Source organism: Caballeronia sp. A2-2 (genome assembly GCF_057612605.2).
On record NZ_CM172588.1, the window covers coordinates 825,440 to 841,431 of the forward strand.

Annotated in this window: 18 protein-coding genes; 10 read left to right on the forward strand and 8 right to left on the reverse strand. The window is 62.4% G+C overall.

Going from position 1 to position 15,992, the window contains the following annotated elements:
* The first annotated feature begins 179 nt into the window (after positions 1–179).
* The 5 genes from ACZCWR_RS20100 to ACZCWR_RS20120 all read left to right on the forward strand — a co-directional run bounded on the left by ACZCWR_RS20100 (position 180) and on the right by ACZCWR_RS20120 (position 2,861).
* Positions 180–530 carry a winged helix-turn-helix domain-containing protein gene (locus ACZCWR_RS20100; protein ID WP_487303381.1) on the forward strand — a complete coding sequence of 117 codons (351 nt, stop codon included), beginning with the start codon at positions 180–182 and terminating at the stop codon, positions 528–530.
* Between the two features lie 75 nt (positions 531–605).
* Positions 606–1,523 (forward strand): aldo/keto reductase, encoded by a 918-nt coding sequence (locus ACZCWR_RS20105; protein ID WP_487303382.1) that lies wholly within the window; start codon positions 606–608, stop codon positions 1,521–1,523.
* Between the two features lie 18 nt (positions 1,524–1,541).
* Entirely contained in the window at positions 1,542–1,967 is a 426-nt protein-coding gene (locus ACZCWR_RS20110) for a DUF1810 domain-containing protein (protein WP_487303383.1), read from the forward strand.
* A 56-nt stretch (positions 1,968–2,023) separates the two neighbouring features.
* Positions 2,024–2,239: a hypervirulence associated TUDOR domain-containing protein gene (locus ACZCWR_RS20115; protein WP_487303384.1), complete on the forward strand. Its 216-nt coding sequence runs from the start codon at positions 2,024–2,026 to the stop codon at positions 2,237–2,239.
* Between the two features lie 187 nt (positions 2,240–2,426).
* The gene (locus ACZCWR_RS20120; RefSeq protein ID WP_487304756.1) at positions 2,427–2,861 is read left to right on the forward strand and encodes a PRC-barrel domain containing protein; all 435 of its coding nucleotides are present in this window, start codon (positions 2,427–2,429) and stop codon (positions 2,859–2,861) included.
* A 67-nt stretch (positions 2,862–2,928) separates the two neighbouring features.
* Here ACZCWR_RS20120 and ACZCWR_RS20125 read toward each other — a convergent pair whose 3' ends face one another.
* Complete coding sequence (locus ACZCWR_RS20125) at positions 2,929–4,590, reverse strand: methyl-accepting chemotaxis protein (protein WP_487303385.1); 1,662 nt, start codon at positions 4,588–4,590, stop codon at positions 2,929–2,931.
* Between the two features lie 295 nt (positions 4,591–4,885).
* Between ACZCWR_RS20125 and ACZCWR_RS20130 the strand changes: the two genes are divergently transcribed.
* A complete protein-coding gene (locus tag ACZCWR_RS20130) occupies positions 4,886–6,127 on the forward strand; it encodes an aminotransferase class V-fold PLP-dependent enzyme (protein ID WP_487303386.1) in 1,242 nt (413 codons plus the stop codon).
* Here the strand turns inward: ACZCWR_RS20130 and ACZCWR_RS20135 are convergent.
* The gene (locus ACZCWR_RS20135) at positions 6,121–6,951 is read right to left on the reverse strand and encodes an NAD-dependent protein deacetylase (RefSeq protein ID WP_487303387.1); all 831 of its coding nucleotides are present in this window, start codon (positions 6,949–6,951) and stop codon (positions 6,121–6,123) included. The genes ACZCWR_RS20130 and ACZCWR_RS20135 overlap by 7 nt on opposite strands.
* Before the next feature lie 188 nt (positions 6,952–7,139).
* On the opposite strand from ACZCWR_RS20135, the gene ACZCWR_RS20140 reads away from it, so the two are divergent.
* Positions 7,140–8,150: a zinc-binding alcohol dehydrogenase family protein gene (locus tag ACZCWR_RS20140; RefSeq protein ID WP_487303388.1), complete on the forward strand. Its 1,011-nt coding sequence runs from the start codon at positions 7,140–7,142 to the stop codon at positions 8,148–8,150.
* Positions 8,151–8,157: 7 nt separating this feature from the next.
* On the opposite strand, the gene ACZCWR_RS20145 is transcribed toward ACZCWR_RS20140, so the two are convergent.
* Positions 8,158–8,559: a GFA family protein gene (locus ACZCWR_RS20145; protein WP_487303389.1), complete on the reverse strand. Its 402-nt coding sequence runs from the start codon at positions 8,557–8,559 to the stop codon at positions 8,158–8,160.
* A gap of 161 nt (positions 8,560–8,720) precedes the next feature.
* Between ACZCWR_RS20145 and ACZCWR_RS20150 the strand changes: the two genes are divergently transcribed.
* A complete protein-coding gene (locus ACZCWR_RS20150) occupies positions 8,721–10,283 on the forward strand; it encodes an outer membrane protein assembly factor BamB family protein (RefSeq protein WP_487303390.1) in 1,563 nt (520 codons plus the stop codon).
* An 86-nt stretch (positions 10,284–10,369) separates the two neighbouring features.
* Here the strand turns inward: ACZCWR_RS20150 and ACZCWR_RS20155 are convergent, their stop codons facing one another.
* Together ACZCWR_RS20155 and ACZCWR_RS20160 are read right to left on the reverse strand one after the other, a co-directional pair.
* Complete coding sequence (locus ACZCWR_RS20155; protein ID WP_487303391.1) at positions 10,370–10,930, reverse strand: hypothetical protein; 561 nt, start codon at positions 10,928–10,930, stop codon at positions 10,370–10,372.
* Positions 10,931–11,104: 174 nt separating this feature from the next.
* A complete protein-coding gene (locus ACZCWR_RS20160; RefSeq protein WP_487303392.1) occupies positions 11,105–11,749 on the reverse strand; it encodes an OmpW/AlkL family protein in 645 nt (214 codons plus the stop codon).
* A 125-nt stretch (positions 11,750–11,874) separates the two neighbouring features.
* On the opposite strand from ACZCWR_RS20160, the gene ACZCWR_RS20165 reads away from it, so the two are divergent.
* The gene (locus tag ACZCWR_RS20165; RefSeq protein WP_487303393.1) at positions 11,875–12,237 is read left to right on the forward strand and encodes a hypothetical protein; all 363 of its coding nucleotides are present in this window, start codon (positions 11,875–11,877) and stop codon (positions 12,235–12,237) included.
* Between the two features lie 13 nt (positions 12,238–12,250).
* On the opposite strand, the gene ACZCWR_RS20170 is transcribed toward ACZCWR_RS20165, so the two are convergent.
* Both ACZCWR_RS20170 and ACZCWR_RS20175 read right to left on the reverse strand, forming a co-directional pair.
* The gene (locus tag ACZCWR_RS20170) at positions 12,251–12,757 is read right to left on the reverse strand and encodes a hypothetical protein (RefSeq protein ID WP_487303394.1); all 507 of its coding nucleotides are present in this window, start codon (positions 12,755–12,757) and stop codon (positions 12,251–12,253) included.
* A 149-nt stretch (positions 12,758–12,906) separates the two neighbouring features.
* Positions 12,907–13,875, reverse strand: coding sequence for a GlxA family transcriptional regulator (locus tag ACZCWR_RS20175; protein WP_487304757.1), 969 nt, complete (start codon positions 13,873–13,875; stop codon positions 12,907–12,909).
* A 338-nt stretch (positions 13,876–14,213) separates the two neighbouring features.
* Between ACZCWR_RS20175 and ACZCWR_RS20180 the strand changes: the two genes are divergently transcribed.
* Entirely contained in the window at positions 14,214–14,903 is a 690-nt protein-coding gene (locus tag ACZCWR_RS20180; protein ID WP_487303395.1) for an HD domain-containing protein, read from the forward strand.
* On the opposite strand, the gene ACZCWR_RS20185 is transcribed toward ACZCWR_RS20180, so the two are convergent.
* On the reverse strand, positions 14,904–15,971 hold the full coding sequence (locus tag ACZCWR_RS20185) for an NAD(P)/FAD-dependent oxidoreductase (protein WP_487303396.1): 1,068 nt from the start codon (positions 15,969–15,971) through the stop codon (positions 14,904–14,906).
* Between the last annotated feature and the right edge of the window lie 21 nt (positions 15,972–15,992).

Consider the following 15,992-nt stretch of genomic DNA (forward strand, 5'->3'; position numbering starts at 1 on the left):
CGTCGCGTTGCGCGTCAATATGCACAAAGACCGGACGGCCACTCGATTGCCCGAATCCTAGCATTTGTTTATCACTTTGATAAGTTCTTTCAAAGACGACAGGGCATTTCCCGATGCTATGATGCCCCGTCGATTTTTCTCTCATCCTCATTCACGGAGCGCTCGCCGAGCGCATCATCATGGCGAAGAAACCGCTCGTCGATATCTATTTTCGCTTTCTGAACCTCGCGCAGGCCGTTCAGGCGCTGCCTTCGGTTCCGCAACTCGAAGCCGCCGAACAGCGTCTGCTCGAAGCGCTCACGGCGGCCTGGCACGCGGGCCGCACGCTCACCGTCACCGAAACCATGGCGCTGTCGGCGGCGGGTGCGCCTGCCACGGTTCATCGCCGGCTCGCGCGGCTCAAGGAGCAGGGTCTCGTCGAACTGGACGACACCGGCGCGGATCAGCGCACCAAAACCGTGGTGCCGACGCGCAAGGCGCTCGCGTACTTCGAAAAGCTCGCGGCATGCCTTGCTGAAGCGCAAAAATAGCGCGACAGGCGGCGTCGAACGCCCCGGGTTATCCTCGTCGATACGACCGAAATCGATCGACCCCGGAGCCGAACGATGCCCTCGCGATTCCCCCGTCTAAGCCGTCGCACATTCCTCATCACCGCCGCCGCGCTCGGCGCTCACGGACTCACGCATGCGGACTCGGTGCAGCCCATGCACAAGCGCCCGATCCCGTCGAGCGGCGAAACGCTCGGCGTCATCGGCTGCGGCACCTGGCGCACCTTCGATGTCGCCGATGACACCACCCGCCGCCACGAACTCGCCGAAGTCCTGCGCGTGCTGTTCGCGGCCGGCGGCTCGGTAATCGATTCCTCGCCGATGTACGGCTCATCCGAAGCCGTGGCGGGCGCGCTGCTCGCCGACCTGAACGCACGCGACAAAGCGTTCATCGCGACCAAGGTCTGGACCGAAGGACGCGACGCCGGCATCGCGCAAATGGAAACGTCCATGCGCCTGTTTCGCACACCTCGCATCGACCTGATGCAGATCCACAATCTGCTCGACTGGCGCACGCAACTCGCCACGCTGCGCGACTGGAAAGCGGCCGGACGCGTGCGCTATATCGGCGTCACGCACTACACATCGAGCGCGTTTCCCCAGGTCGAAGACGTGCTGCGTTCGGAGCGGCTCGATTTCGTGCAGATCAACTACGCAGCGAATGATCGGGATGCCGAAGCGCGTCTCCTGCCGCTCGCAAAGGAACGAGGCGTCGCGGTGATCGTCAATCAACCGTTCGGTGGCGGTTCGTTGTTGTCGAGTCTGCGCGGACGTCCCTTGCCCGGTTTCGCTGCCGAACTCGGCTGCACGAGCTGGGCACAGCTTCTGCTGAAATTCGTGCTGGCAAATCCGGCCGTCACGTGCGTGATTCCGGGCACCGGAAAGCGCGAATACATGATCGACAACGTACAGGCGGGCATCGGCGATTGTCCGGATGCGGCGCTGCGCCAGCGCATCGCGGAGGCGGTCGCGTGATACCCGAAGGAGCACATCATGAACCACGATTCTTTCGATCTCCAACGTTTCGTCGCAGCACAACACAACGTGTTCGACGATGCCCGCGCCGAGCTTGCCGCCGGCCGCAAGCGTTCGCATTGGATGTGGTTCGTGTTCCCGCAAATCGCGGGTCTCGGGCATAGCGCAATGGCGCAACGTTATGCCATTCAATCCGCCGACGAAGCGCGCGCGTATCTTGCGCATCCTGTGCTTGGAACGCGCCTGATCGAACTCACACGTCTTGTCGATGATCTGCAAAACCTGAGCGTTCACGAGATCTTCGGTAATCCTGACGACATGAAATTCCATTCGTCGATGACATTGTTCGCGCGCATCGCCGATGATCCCGCCGTCTTCGAATCCGCGCTGCGTCATTATTTCGATGGCACGCCGGATCACGCCACGCTTGCGCGTCTGCGCTGATTCGCAGGCATGCGCGTTGCGCCGTATCGAGCGTCATCGAACAGGAGACTTAGCTCATGACCAAACATTTCAAGGTGCATGACCACGTAAGCTGGAACACGCCGCAAGGCCAAACCACGGGCCATGTCGTGCGCGTGATTACCTCGCACACGAAGCTCGACGGGCATGGCGTGAGCGCATCGCAGGAAGATCCGCATTACGAAGTCGAAAGCGACAAGAGCGGCAAGCGCGCGGTTCACAAGGGTGAATCACTCAAGCGTTTGTCGCATTGATTCTTGCCGGGTAGTTCCGACGCCGCGTCAAAAACGCGGCGTTTTTTTGCGCCCCATCTCAGTGCAGTGCATCGATTCTGCAAAGACGACGATAAACGTTCACACTCCTAGCCGCGCAGCATCGCGCGTGTCCAGCCATTGTTCGTTAAACCCGTTTGCCAAATCTTTTGAGGATATGAAGATGAATATGAACTCGAAACTCGTGGCACTGCTTCTCGCATCATCCGCGGTACTCGGTCCCACGGTCGCTCTCGCGCAAGTCGCGGGCGCGCAACCGCTCGGCGTGTCGGTCGAGGTATCGACGGCCATCATCAATGGATGGAGCGTCAAGAAGTCGATCCTCAACAAGCCGGTCGTCAACGACAACGGCGAGAAGGTCGGCGTGATTCAGGACATCATCGTGGCGCCGGATCATGCGGTGTCGTTCGCGATCATTGCAGCGAACAAGTTTCTTGGCGTGTCTCGTCACGACGTGGCCATTCCCATCGAACAATTCGATGTGAAGAACGGCCAGCTCGTCCTGGCCGGTGCGACGAAGGCCGCGATCAAGGCGCTGCCGGAATTCCAGTACGCGAAGGTCAAGTCTACGCCGGTATCGCGTGCGGACTTCGATCATCATTGATGCGGGTCATGTGAAAAAGCGGCGGACGCATGATGCGCCGCCGCTTTTCTTTTGCTGACATCCGGCTTTAAAACGTGCTCCATCCTTCCGCCGAAACCGCTCTCGGTGCGACCGGCTTCACGGTCGCTTTCACCCGCTCCACGCGTGGCGCCTGAGCGTATTGCACGCCGCCTTCCACCGCGAAGAACGCCATTACTTCGTTGAGCTTGCGACCTTGTTCTTCGAGCGCCTGCGATGCCGCCGCCGCTTCCTCGACCAGCGCCGCGTTCTGTTGCGTGACTTCGTCCATCTGCGTAATGGCGAGATTCACCTGTTCGATGCCGCGTCCCTGCTCCGCCGACGCCGCCGCGATCTCCTGCATGATGTCCGTCACGCGCGCGACCGCCTGCGTGACTTCGGACATGGTCGCGCCCGCTTCGCTTGCCAGCGCCGAACCGCCGCGCACCTTGTCCACCGAATCCGCGATCAGTTCCTTGATCTCCTTGGCCGCCGTCGACGAACGCTGCGCCAAACTGCGCACTTCGCTCGCCACCACCGCGAAGCCGCGGCCCTGTTCGCCCGCGCGCGCCGCTTCGACCGCCGCGTTCAGCGCGAGAATGTTCGTCTGAAACGCGATGCCTTCGATGATGCCCGTGATCTCCGCGATCTTGCCCGAGCTATGGCTGATGCCGTTCATCGTATCGACCACGCGGCACACGACTTCGCTGCCCTTCTTCGCCACTTCCGATGCATTCGACGCCAGCGAACTCGCCTGATGCGCGTTGTCCGCATTCTGGCGCACCGTGGACGTGAGTTGCTCCATGCTCGCCGCCGTTTCCTGAAGCGATGCCGCCTGTTCCTCGGTGCGCTGGCTCAGGTCGGTGTTGCCGGTCGCGAGTTCCTTCGCCGCGCCGCCCACCGCGCCGCTGCTTTCACGCACACGGCTGACGGTTTCGGTAAGACGCTCGTTCATCTCGCCGAGCGCGCGTAACAGGTCGCCCGTTTCGTCACGCGTATCGGCGACGATGCGGCTGCGCAAATCGCCCCGCGCCACCGTCTGCGCGATGCTCACCGCGACGCCGATCGGCCCCGTGATCGAGCGCGTCACCGCGATGCCCGCCAGCGCCGCGAACGCCGCCGCGAACGTGCACAGCGCGATCAGCAAGTAACGCTGCATCTGATATTGCGCCTCGTAGTCACGCACGATTTCCTCGCGGCGCGTGCGCGTGTAGGCGGCGTAGTCGTCGGTTGCTTTGACGAGTTGCGCGAGCAGCGGCCGGCATTCGTCGTCCATCTTGGTGATGGCCTGATCGTGCTTGCCCGCGAGCGCGAGACCGACGATATCCGTCGCGACCGGCCCGTACAGGGCTTCGACGCGCGCCATCTCCGCGACGAGGCTTTTCGCCTTCTCGCTCGTGTCGCTCGCCGCCGCGATCATGTCCTTGAGTTGCTTGAGACGCGCCTGCACGTCTTCATGCGCGCGCACGACTTCGGCCTTCTCCAGTTCGAAATCGGCGGGTTTGGTGACGAGCACGAGATTGCGCGCCGCAATCGCGCGTCGATCGACCGCCGTGCGCAATTCGCCTGCAACATCGGCACGCGCGTTGATGCCGTTCACGTACTGCGCGAAGCCATCGGTGGCAACCGACAGCGCCCGCAACGACATGCCAGCGTTAAGGACGACCAGCACCGCAAGGATGCCGAATCCGGCGATCAGCTTGTTCTTGATCGTGATGTTTCTCAGGTTCATTTTTAGGTTCTCTCAGATCCGTTTGGACTGTCGGCATCGACTGAACGCGTGTGCCGCCTCGGAAAAGGCACGCGCGAACGTTTGCCCTCGTACGGGGCGTGACGCTCTAGATGCAGATTACGGCGCACATCGGGCGAGTCTTGAGGCTCGCAGGGCAAAAAGTCCCGGATTTGTCCAACTTTATGCGGCAAATTTAACTTTGCATTTTGAATGCATCATGCAAAAGTTACTTATCGGTGTCTTTTCGAGACGATAAGCGATACTGCACACTCGTCCGACTTCAATCGTTCGCCCGATGCCAACTCTCCTCGACCATCGCACCGCCGAATTCGAAACCTCGCTCGCCGCCCTGCCGCCCACTCCGGCGAATGCCGCGCATGATGAAAGCTACTGGAATGCCGTGCGCGCCCTCTATCGCCAATCCGATGCGCTCATCAATCTGGAAAACGGCTACTGGGGTGCGATGGCCGAACCGGTGAAAGCGACGTTCCGCGAATGGACCGACCGCCTGAACTTCGAGACGACGCTGCTCGTGCGCCCGCACTGGACCGAACTCCATACCGAACTGCGCGCGCGCGTGGCATCCGCGATGGGCTGCGCCGTCGATGAGATCGAGCTCACGCGCAACGCGACCGAAGCGCTGCTCGCGCTGATCGGCGGATATAACCGCCTCGCGCCGGGCGACACGGTGCTCTACAGCGATCTGGATTACCCATGCGGCCGGGACGCGATGGAATGGCTGCGTGAGCGTCGCGGCGTCGAACCGGTGCGGATGGTGATTCCGGAGCCCGCCACGCGCGAAGCCGTGCTTGCCGCTTACGCCGATGCTTTGCGCGCGCATCCGCGAACGCGGCTCGTGCTGGTGTCGCATGTGTGCTTCGCGACGGGGCTGGTGATGCCCGTGGCGGACATCGCCGCGCTCGCGGAGCAGGCGGGCGCGCAAGTCATCGTCGATGCCGCGCATTCGTGGGGTCAACTGAATTTCGACGTGCCCGATCTGAACGCGCCGTTCGCCGCGCTCAATCTGCACAAGTGGATCGGCGCGCCGCTCGGCTGCGGGGCGATCTACATTCGCCGCGATTCGCTCGATGCCATCGATCCGTATCTCGGCGACCGCACGTGGCCCGCCGACGATATCCGGTCGCGCGTGCATACCGGCTCGCCGAACTTCGCGGCGTGGCTCACGCTGCCGTCGGCGCTGGAACTGCATGCGCGCATCGGTGCGAGCGCCAAGGAAGCCCGCCTGCGCGCCCTGCGCGATGCGTGGGCGGAACCGGCGCGCGCGCTGCCGGGCGTGCAGATCATGACGCCCGCCGATGCGTCGATGACCGCGGGTATCACCGCGTTTCGGATCGAAGGGATGCCGGGCCAGGCGGTGCAGGACGCGCTGCGCGAACGCTTCGGCGTGTTCACGGTGATGCGCCCCGGCCCCGCCGCCGGCGATGTCGTGCGCGCGACGCCCGCCGTGTTTTCGCGCCTGTCCGATGCACAGCGGCTCTTAGAAGGCATCCAAACGCTGGCGCGAGAGCGCTACTGAGCCACCGCGCGCGCATCCAGCCGCTCGATCAAATCGGCCAATGCCTCCGAACACGGCGCTTCGACTTTGAGCGCCAGCAACGCATCCGCTCGCGTCTTGCCGATGTTCACCGCCGCGATCGGCTTGCCGCTCTTCGCGGCCCACTCGCAGAAACGGTAGCCCGAATACACCATCAGCGACGAACCGAGCACGAGCACGGCATCGGCGGCATCGAGCGAACGGGCGGCATCCTGCACCAGTTCGCGCGGCACGTTCTCGCCGAAGAACACGACGTCCGGCTTGAGCACGCCGCCGCAGCGCACGCAGCCCGGCACTTCGAAGGCGGCGAAATCGAGATCTTCGATATGCGCATCGCCATCGGGCAAATCGGGCGCGATATGACCGGTGAAATCCGGATTCGCCGCTTCCAGCATGCCCTGCACGGCAGCGCGTGCATGCCGCGCGCCGCAATCGATACAGCGCACGCGCCCGATATTGCCGTGCAGTTCGATCACATCGGGATTGCCCGCACGCGTATGCAGTCCATCCACATTCTGCGTGACCAGCCGATGCACCCGCGAGCGCGCCGCCAGCGCCCGCACCGCATGATGCGCGGCGTTGGGCGCGGCCTGCGCCACCACCGGCCAGCCGATCAGACTGCGCGCCCAGTAGCGCTTGCGCGCGTGGTCCGAGCCCAGAAAATCCTTCAGCAAGATAGGCTGACGGCCTTTGCGCTGACCTTCACGGTCGCGATAACACGGGATGCCCGACTCCGTGCTGATGCCCGCGCCCGACAGCACAAACAGACGCGGATGCCGCTCGACGAATTCATGTAGGGAAAGCACTCGATGTCCTTGTCGCGCGTGCGCGTGGTTTTTTGCATTCAATGAACATTAAACAAACTATAAGGCGGTTGCGCGCCGGGCGCTGGCCTTACCAGTTTCGAATTTATCAAACTGGCTTGACCAAAACGCGCGGCATCGATACCCTTGGGCTGGCTCCCCATTCCAACGAGACCGAGAAGAGACACATCATGCTGACCGTCATTTGCGAAACGCCCGGAACCCTCAAAGCCGAACAGCGCGACAAGCCCGCGCGCGCCGAAAACGAAGTGCTGCTGCGCGTGAAGCGCGTCGGCGTGTGCGGGACTGATCTGCACATCTTCACGGGCAATCAACCTTATTTGTCGTATCCGCGCGTGATGGGACATGAACTGTCGGGTGTCATCGAGGAAGCGGATGCGTCCAGCGGGCTCGTCAAGGGCGATACGGTGTACGTCATGCCGTATCTGTCGTGCGGCAAGTGCATCGCGTGCAGGCAAGGCAAGACCAATTGCTGCGTGAACATTCAGGTGCTCGGCGTGCATCGCGATGGCGCGTTCACGGAGTATCTGAATTTGCCGGCGCAGTTCGTCCACAAGGCGGAAGGCGTCACGCTCGATCAGGCCGCGATGGTCGAATTTCTCGCGATCGGCGCGCATGCCGTGCGTCGCGCGGATGTGCAGCCCAAGCAACGCGTGCTGGTGGTCGGCAGCGGTCCCATCGGCATGGCGGCGCTCACGTTTTCGCGTTTGCGCGGCGCGCATGTCACCGCGCTCGACACGCGTGAAGATCGACTGGCGTTCTGCAAGCGCGAACTCAAAGTGGATGCGACCGTGCAGATCGGCGAGCACGACAAGGAAGAACTCTCGCGTCTCACGAACGGCGAATTCTTCGATGTCGTCTTCGATGCCACCGGCAACTCGAAGGCGATGGAACGCGGCTTCGAATTCATCGCGCATGGCGGCAAGTATGTGCTCGTGTCGATCGTGCCCGACCGTATCTCCTTCGCCGACCCCGAGTTTCACAAGCGCGAAGCGACGCTGCTCGCCAGCCGCAACGCCACGCCCGAGGACTTCGAGACCGTGCTCGCCGCGATGCGCGCAGGCGACGTCCCCACCGATGCGCTCAACACCCACCGCCTGACGCTCGCCGATGTACCCGAGCGCTTCTCCTCGCTGCTCGACCCGAAAGCAGGCGTCGTGAAGGCAATCGTCGAGTGCTGAGGCGAAGTCAGTCGCGCCGTTCGCGCACGTAGCGCGGACGGCCTTGCGGGTCGTGCCACGGCTCGGCGCTTTTGCACCATATTTCGTAGGCGGGCGGAAAGAGGCCGGTTTCATCGAAAAGACCGGTCGGCACTTCGATCTCGTCGATGCCATCGAATGCGAGGTACACCGGCGATCCGCACACCACGCAATGATGCCGATGCCCTGTGTCCGAGCTTGCCCACGAAAGCGTATCGCCCGACACGTCCACCGCGTCCCGTTTGAATATTGCATACACGCCGAACGGCGCGCCGTGGATGCGTCTGCATGTCATGCAATGGCACAGGTTGACGTCGCGCGGCCGGTCGAGCACGCGCACACGCACCGCGCCGCACGCGCACTGTCCTTCGTGGATGCTGTTCGAAACCATCTTGGGCTCCCTCGTTGCGGGCATTTCGACAGCATCTAACGCGCGGTAACGGAAAACCAGTCCGGAATAACGCGCGATGCCTTTTCGGGACTGCATTTTGTCTTTTGAATTATGCATGCCGCCGCTACGATGCACGATCATTCGTAATTAGAGAGTTGAGTATGAGATGGCTTTGCATGGTCATCGCGGCTTGCGTATCGATCACCGCAAACGCCGCGCCGACCGATGTGCTCATGCATCACAACGACCTCGCGCGCTCGGGCCAAATGCTCGCGGAAACCGCGCTCACGCCCGCGAACGTCAACGCGAACAGCTTCGGCAAGCTGCGCATGCTCGCGACGGATGGCCGCGTCGATGCCCAGCCGCTCTACGTGACAAACCTCTCGATTGATGGCGCGGCGCACGACGTGGTGTACGTCGCGACCGAGCACGGCAGCCTCTACGCGTTCGATGCCGATACCGGCGCGCAACTCTGGAAAACTTCGCTGCTCGGAAAAGGCGAAACGCCGTCCGCTACCGACTGTCGCGATCTGACGCCGGAGATCGGCATCACCGCGACGCCGGTGATCGATCGCACGCGCGGCCTGAACGGCACGCTGTACGCCGTCGCCATGAGCACGGATGCGAATGGCCGGGTGCATCACCGATTGCATGCAATAAACCTCGCGACGGGCGCGGAGCTTCTCGGCGGGCCGAAGGAAATCACCGCGCGCTATCCAGGCAGCGGCGGCAACAGCGTGAACGGTTTCCTCACGTTCGATCCGTCGCTGCACACCGAACGCGCGGCGCTGACGCTCGTCGGCGGCAACGTCTACATGGGCTGGACCGCGCACTGCATGACCGGCAATTACACCGGCTGGATGATGGCCTACAGCGCGGACACGCTCGCGCAAACCGGCGTGCTCAACATCACGCCCAACGGTCAGCGCGGTTCGATCTGGATGTCGGGTTCGGGCATGGCATCGGATGGCAAGGCGCTGTATGTCATCGACGGCAGTTACGGCACGTTCACGCCGACGCTCGATGCGCGGGGCTTTCCCATCGACGGAAATTTTGGCAATACGTTCATGAAGCTGTCGTTTGCGCCGCACATGAAGGTGATCGACTACTTCGCGACGATGAACAACGTCGCGCAATCCACCGACGACGAAGACTTCGGCTCCGGCGGTCCGCTCCTGCTGCCCGATCAGACCATGCCCGATGGCACCGTCAAGCATCTCGCGCTGGGCGCAGGCAAGGACAACAAGATTTACGTGGTCGATCGCGACGCGATGGGCAAGTTCAGCCCCCACGCGAACCGCAACTGGCAGACGCTCGCCAGCACGCTGTCCGGCGGCATCTGGGGATCGGCGGCGTACTTCAACGGCGTGGTGTACTACGGTGGCCTGAACGATCACCTGAAAGCGCTGCCCGTCGCGAACGGGATGCTCGCGGCGACGCCCGCATCGCAGAGCGCGATGACCTTTCCGTATCCCGGCGCCACGCCCGCCATTTCCGCCGATGGCGCGAAAAACGGCATTGTCTGGGTCGCGGAAAACGGCATGACCGGCGCGCTCCACGCCTACGATGCGGCGAACCTCGCCCGCGAGCTATACAACAGCAATCAGGCCGGCACGCGGGATCAATGGGGCGCGGGAAACAAGTTCATCACGCCGATGATCGCGCGAGGCAAGGTCTTCGTTGGGTCGACGAACGGCGTGGCAGTGTTCGGACTTTTGAAGTGAACGATTCCTCGGCACAATGCATGCAAAATGCATAACGCAAAATGCCAAAAGAAACGCCCCCGCCTGACACGAGGGCGCCCCGCCGCTCACTTCACGTAGTACCCCTTGCCCTGCATGCAATCGCTGTAGGCGCGCCAGTAGCGCACCATTGGCGGCTCCGGCGGCGGAAGCGGCGGCATCTTCATGTCGCCGCCCATGATCGCGTCGGATGCGCCCATCGCGCCCGATGCGGCCATCGCGCCTGATCCCGGCATCGCGGCTGATGCACCCGCCGCACCCGATGCCGCGACCGGCGCGGATGCCGAAGCGACCGCCGTCGCCGATGCGCCCTTCGCGCCCGACGCCGCAACCGCCGCCGATGCGCCGGATGCCGCCAGCGCACCCGATGCCGTAGGCGGCAACGGCGGCGCGACCGGGCTCGGCGCATTCATCGTGCGCGGCGGAGCGGAGTTGTTTTTCGGCGGCGTCTGCGACTCGCGCGCCATGTTCACCTTCGTCGTCGAATTGGCGAAGGCATAGCAGGCGGCATTGTCCACGGCTTGCTGCCCGGAACTTTGCGCGCGGCCGGGCAAGGTGAGCGGCTGCTGAGCGAGCGCTGCGCCGGACATGGCGAGCAGGGCGAGCCCCGCATAAATGGAAGGTCTCATTGGCGTGCTGTTCCCCGATGCGGTGTTTTTAGTCGTTGCAGCCTGCGCGCCCATGCCGCGGGCGGCGCGGGTCTGCGCCGGGCCTGCTGTCAAGGATACCGCGAAGGCGGCGTCGTCCACGCCAGAAGCACCGCCATCTTCCGCCAATTTCTCAGACGTGGACGCCGCCGCGCCTCAGAACTTCATGCCGACGCCCAGACCGATCACCCACGGATCGATCTTCAGCGAGCCTAACTCCGTGCCTGCGGTCGAGGCGCTCGTGCGCATCCAGATCTTCTTGACATCCGCATTGACGAACAGATTGCGCGCCACCTGCACATCCACGCCCGCCTGCAGCGCCGGGCCGAAACTGCTGCGTTTGATGGACACCGGCGTGTCGCCCGCCTTGAGCTTGTCGTTATAGAAATACGTGTAGTTCAGGCCCGCGCCGACGTAGGGCCGCACGCGTCCCGCGTGATTGAAGTGGTACTGAAGCAGCAAGGTCGGCGGCAGCACGCCCACGCCGCCCAGCCCGCCTATGTCCGATGTCACCTGATGGCGCGAGGTCGCCAGAATCAGTTCGACGCCGAGATCGTCGCGAATCATGTAGGTGAAGTCCAGCTCCGGCACGATCGAATTGTTCACGCCGACGCCGAGCGTGCCCAGCGCACCGCCCGCCGAAACCTGCGGCTGAATGCTGATCGCGCGCAGCCGCACCAGCACATCGTTTGCGTGGATGCCGTCGCTTGCATAGGCGGAACCCGCGAGATCGTCCGCATGCGCTGCGGACGTGAACAGTGCAGCCACTGCCAGAATCGCCACTCCGATGTGATTTTTCATTTTGTATTCATTCCAACGTTAAAGCTGGAATTGTCCCGAGCGGCCACGCGAACGCCGTTGATGCGCATCAACGAAGCGCGCGACGTGCGATCAAGCCACGCAGATGCTTGCGCATCGACAAATCAATGGCGATCCGGGACCGCGCCTTGCTAAAAAAGCGTAAAGCGCAGAACAATCAGGAGGACGAGATGGGATATGCATCGAGCGCAATCGCGCGCATGGCGACCGTGCTGATCGGCGGGACATTGGCGGCGACCGCCATCACGGCGAACGCACAAACTCAGCAAAAGCCGGACAAGCTGCAATACGACAGCACGCCCGCTTATCAGGAGCACAACACGACTTCACCCGCCGCCGCCGCTGCGGGCGCGAGCGGCGCGCTGAACCCAAAACCGGGCAAGGTGTCGGCGGGAAAACAGCCTGCGCCCGATCGCGCTAACGGACTTGGCATGGATGCAGGCGCGGCCAGCATGGGCAAGAAGCAGTAAGCAGCGCTTCGCTTCAGGCGTCGCCTTTATGATCGGGCCACGGCCAACTTGAAAAGCGGGAGGTCTTGCCCGAATCAGGTTGAGCGGTGGCTTCTTCGGTTGTGTGCACGGGCGCATGGTCACGCGTCTCTGCCGATAAGTCCTCGCCGAACCACGGCACATCGCGGCGACGCTCGGCGACGTATGCATCCCAGCCCTTTGCGTTGGCATCGAAGAGATCGTGTTGGACCGTGCTTGCGAGCAGCGGACGATTCAGGGTTTCATCGAGCAGCGACTTGGGCCAGACGAAGAACGCGCCCGTCGCGAGGCGAATGAAATCGCGCGGCGGCATCTCTTCATCGACATGGGCAAGCAGGGTGAAGCCTGCGAGTGCATCGTTGCCGCGCAAGGCTGCACCGATGTTCGGGTAATCGTCAGCACATTGGCTCAGGCAAAACACCGTCTCCAGCACATCGCCCAAATGCAACAGCAATGCGCGCCGTTCGAAGGGGTCCTGCACGGCGGCTTGTTGGTTCGTCATTCGCTTGTCCATCTGTCGAAGGTTGAAATCATCACGCGGCCTGGCATTTTGCGTTATGCATACAAAATGCATTACGACGATCAGCCGCGCTATCTCAATTTTAACGAACCCGTCGTGACACGCGAAATCGTTACGTCAATCCAAAGCAATCACTTCGCGACCGGCACGCGAAAGCTCAGCCGATAATCCCCCGGCGATACGCCGATGCGCCGCGTGAACACGAGCCGCATGCGATCCGCCGTGCCGAAGCCGCATTCATACGCCACGGTCTTGAGCGGTGCGTCGCTGCTTTCCAGCGCATTGCGCGCCGCATCTACACGGGCGCGTTCGACGAATTCATGTGGCGTCATGCCCGCGAGTTGCACGAAGGTGCGCGCGAAACTGCGCTCGCTCATGCCGGCCACCCGCGCCAGTTCCTCGACCGACAGCCGTGCGCCGATATGCTCCATCACGTGAGCCTGCACTTTCGCGACGGGCGAGCGCTCGTCTGCGGGCGCGGTGAGATATGGACTGAACTGCGATTGGCCGCCGCGCCGCTGTGCGAACACGACGAGGCGCTTGGCGACCGCCAGCGCGACTTGCGCGCCATGATCTTCCGCGACGAGCGCCAAGGCCACGTCGATGCCCGCAGTCACACCCGCCGATGTCACGAGGTTGCCATCGCGCATATAGATGCGATCCAGTTCCACGCGCGCAAGCGGAAAGCGCTCGGCCAGACGCGGCGCGTTTTGCCAGTGCGTGGTCACCGTTCGTCCATCGAGCAAGCCTGCGTGGCCCAGCGCAAAAGCGCCCGTGCAGATAGAGCCATAGCGCTCGCCGCTCGTCGCCACGGTCTTAAGCCATTGAATGAGTTCATCTTCCGGCGCGCGCTCGGGCAACTCCGGGCCACCCGCCACCAGCGCGATGTCATAGCGCGCCGTGGCCTCGCCAAAGGTCAGATCCGCGACCATGCGCGTGCCATTCGATGCCCGCACGATGCGCGCCTCAGGTCCAACCAGCACGCACTCATAGCCCTCGCCCTGCGCGATGAAGCCATTGGCTTCCGCGAACACATCGACGGGACCGGCGACGTCGAGCGCCTGCACGCCGGGAAAGATCGCAATCGCGACTGTACGCATCGTTATGAGAACGTCGTGCATCGATGGCTCGATGCGTGGCAGAAGACAGCGTGCGGCTGGCAGAGTCCGACGCCTTGTTTGGATTGTCGCAGCGCGGGCTTTTGCCGACACTGTGATTCATGGCAACGCTGTTCTTGAAACCTCACGGAGAGCAAAGCAATGGACTTGCAAACACGTCAGGACTGGTTGCTCGATGAAGCGCTCGCGGAAACCTTCCCCGCAAGCGATCCGATCTCGCCGAGCCATATCGACTAAAACCAGCGCGATTCTATCAACGCGGACACTTTCCTGCCGCAGCGCGCGCACAAACCTACTCAACATTCAAGGAGCAAAAGAACATGAGCGAAATCATTGCAGGCATCACGATTCCCGACAGTCAAATGGCGCGCGAAGCCACGCAGCTCGTGCGCGATACCGAACCCGACCTGCTCTATCACCACTCGCGCCGCGTGTTCCTGTTCGGCGCGCTGACAGGCGAACGCAAGCAGCTCAAGTACGATCCCGAACTGCTTTATATCGGCGCGATGTTTCATGACATGGGCCTGATCGCGCCTTACAGCAGCGAGGATGAACGCTTCGAAGTGGATGGCGCGAATGCGGCGCGTGACTTTCTGCGCGGGCATGGCATCGGTGAAAGCGAGATCGAGCAAGTGTGGGATTCAATCGCGCTGCATACGACGCCGGGCATTCCGCAGCACAAGAAGCCTGTGGTGGCTTTGGTGACAGCGGGCGTGGAAATGGACGTGCTTGGCCTTGCTTATAACGACTTCAGCGCGGATGACCGTCAGCGCGTGGTGACGGCGCATCCGCGTGAAGCGAATTTCAAGGAAGGCATCATCGATGCCTTCGCGCAAGGCACCATCCATAAGCCGGAAACCACGTTCGGCAATGTGAAGGCGGATGTGCTCGCGCTTAAAGACCCAAGCTATCGGCGTCTCAACTTTTGCAGCATTATTTTAGGTTCGGCGTGGGATGACACGAAGCACGATCATTCAACGTGCCGTAATCCGCTTCATCAGCATGGCTGATTAATCGTGATCCTCGGAACCGTGCGGTGCATGAGACTGCACGCGTTCCGCGAGTTTCGCGTCGTAGCTCGAATGAATATGCGTGCGTTTCTTGTCGGGATACGCATACGAATAAGCCTTGCGCAACGCGAGCGAGGCTTCGTGAAAGCCCGACAAAATGAGTTTCTGTTTGTTCGGATATTGCGCGATATCGCCCACCGCGAAAATGCCTGGCCGCGATGATTCGTAGTTCGATGTATCGACTTCGATTCGTCCGCCTCGCACATCGAGATTCCATTGCGCAATCGGCCCGAGGTCCGCCACAAGTCCATATAGTGCGACGATCCGTTCCGCCGGAATATCGGTCGTGCCTTCTATTTGCTTGATACGTACCGTGCGCAACTCGCCATCGGGCGCATCGAGCGAATCGATCATGCCGACGACGAATTCCATCTCGCCCGCTTCCACCGCGCGTTTCATCGCGGCCACGGAAGCCGCCGCCGCAGAAAACCCGTTACGCCGATGCACCAGCGTCAGTTTCTTCGCCACGTCCTTCAACGCAAGCGCCCAGTCGAGTGCGGAATCGCCACCGCCCGCGACGATCACTTCGCGCCCCTCGAAATCGGCGAGACGCGCGACGCTATAGAACACGCCACGATTTTCGAGCGCATCCGCGCCGGGCACTTGCAGACGTTGCGGCACGAATGCACCGTTGCCCGCCGCGATGAGGATGGCCGCCGTATCGAACGTCGTGCCGCGTTCCGTGCGCACGGTCCAGCGATGATCCTCGCGCTGGGACACCGACAGCACGCGCTCACCGAGATGAATCGGCACATCGAAAGGACGAATCTGTTCCATCAGACGATCGACGAGTTCGCGCGCGGTGCATGAAGGAACCGCCGGAATATCGTAAATGGGCTTGTCGGGATAAAGCTCGATGCACTGCCCGCCCACGCGATCCAATCCATCGACGATCTGGCAGGTCAGCCCGATCACGCCCGCTTCGAAGGCCGCGAAAATGCCGACGGGGCCTGCGCCCACGATCAGCACATCGGTGACGATTGGCGCAGCGTCAGAATTTGAATCCATGTTGTCGGGTCCGTTTTGTAC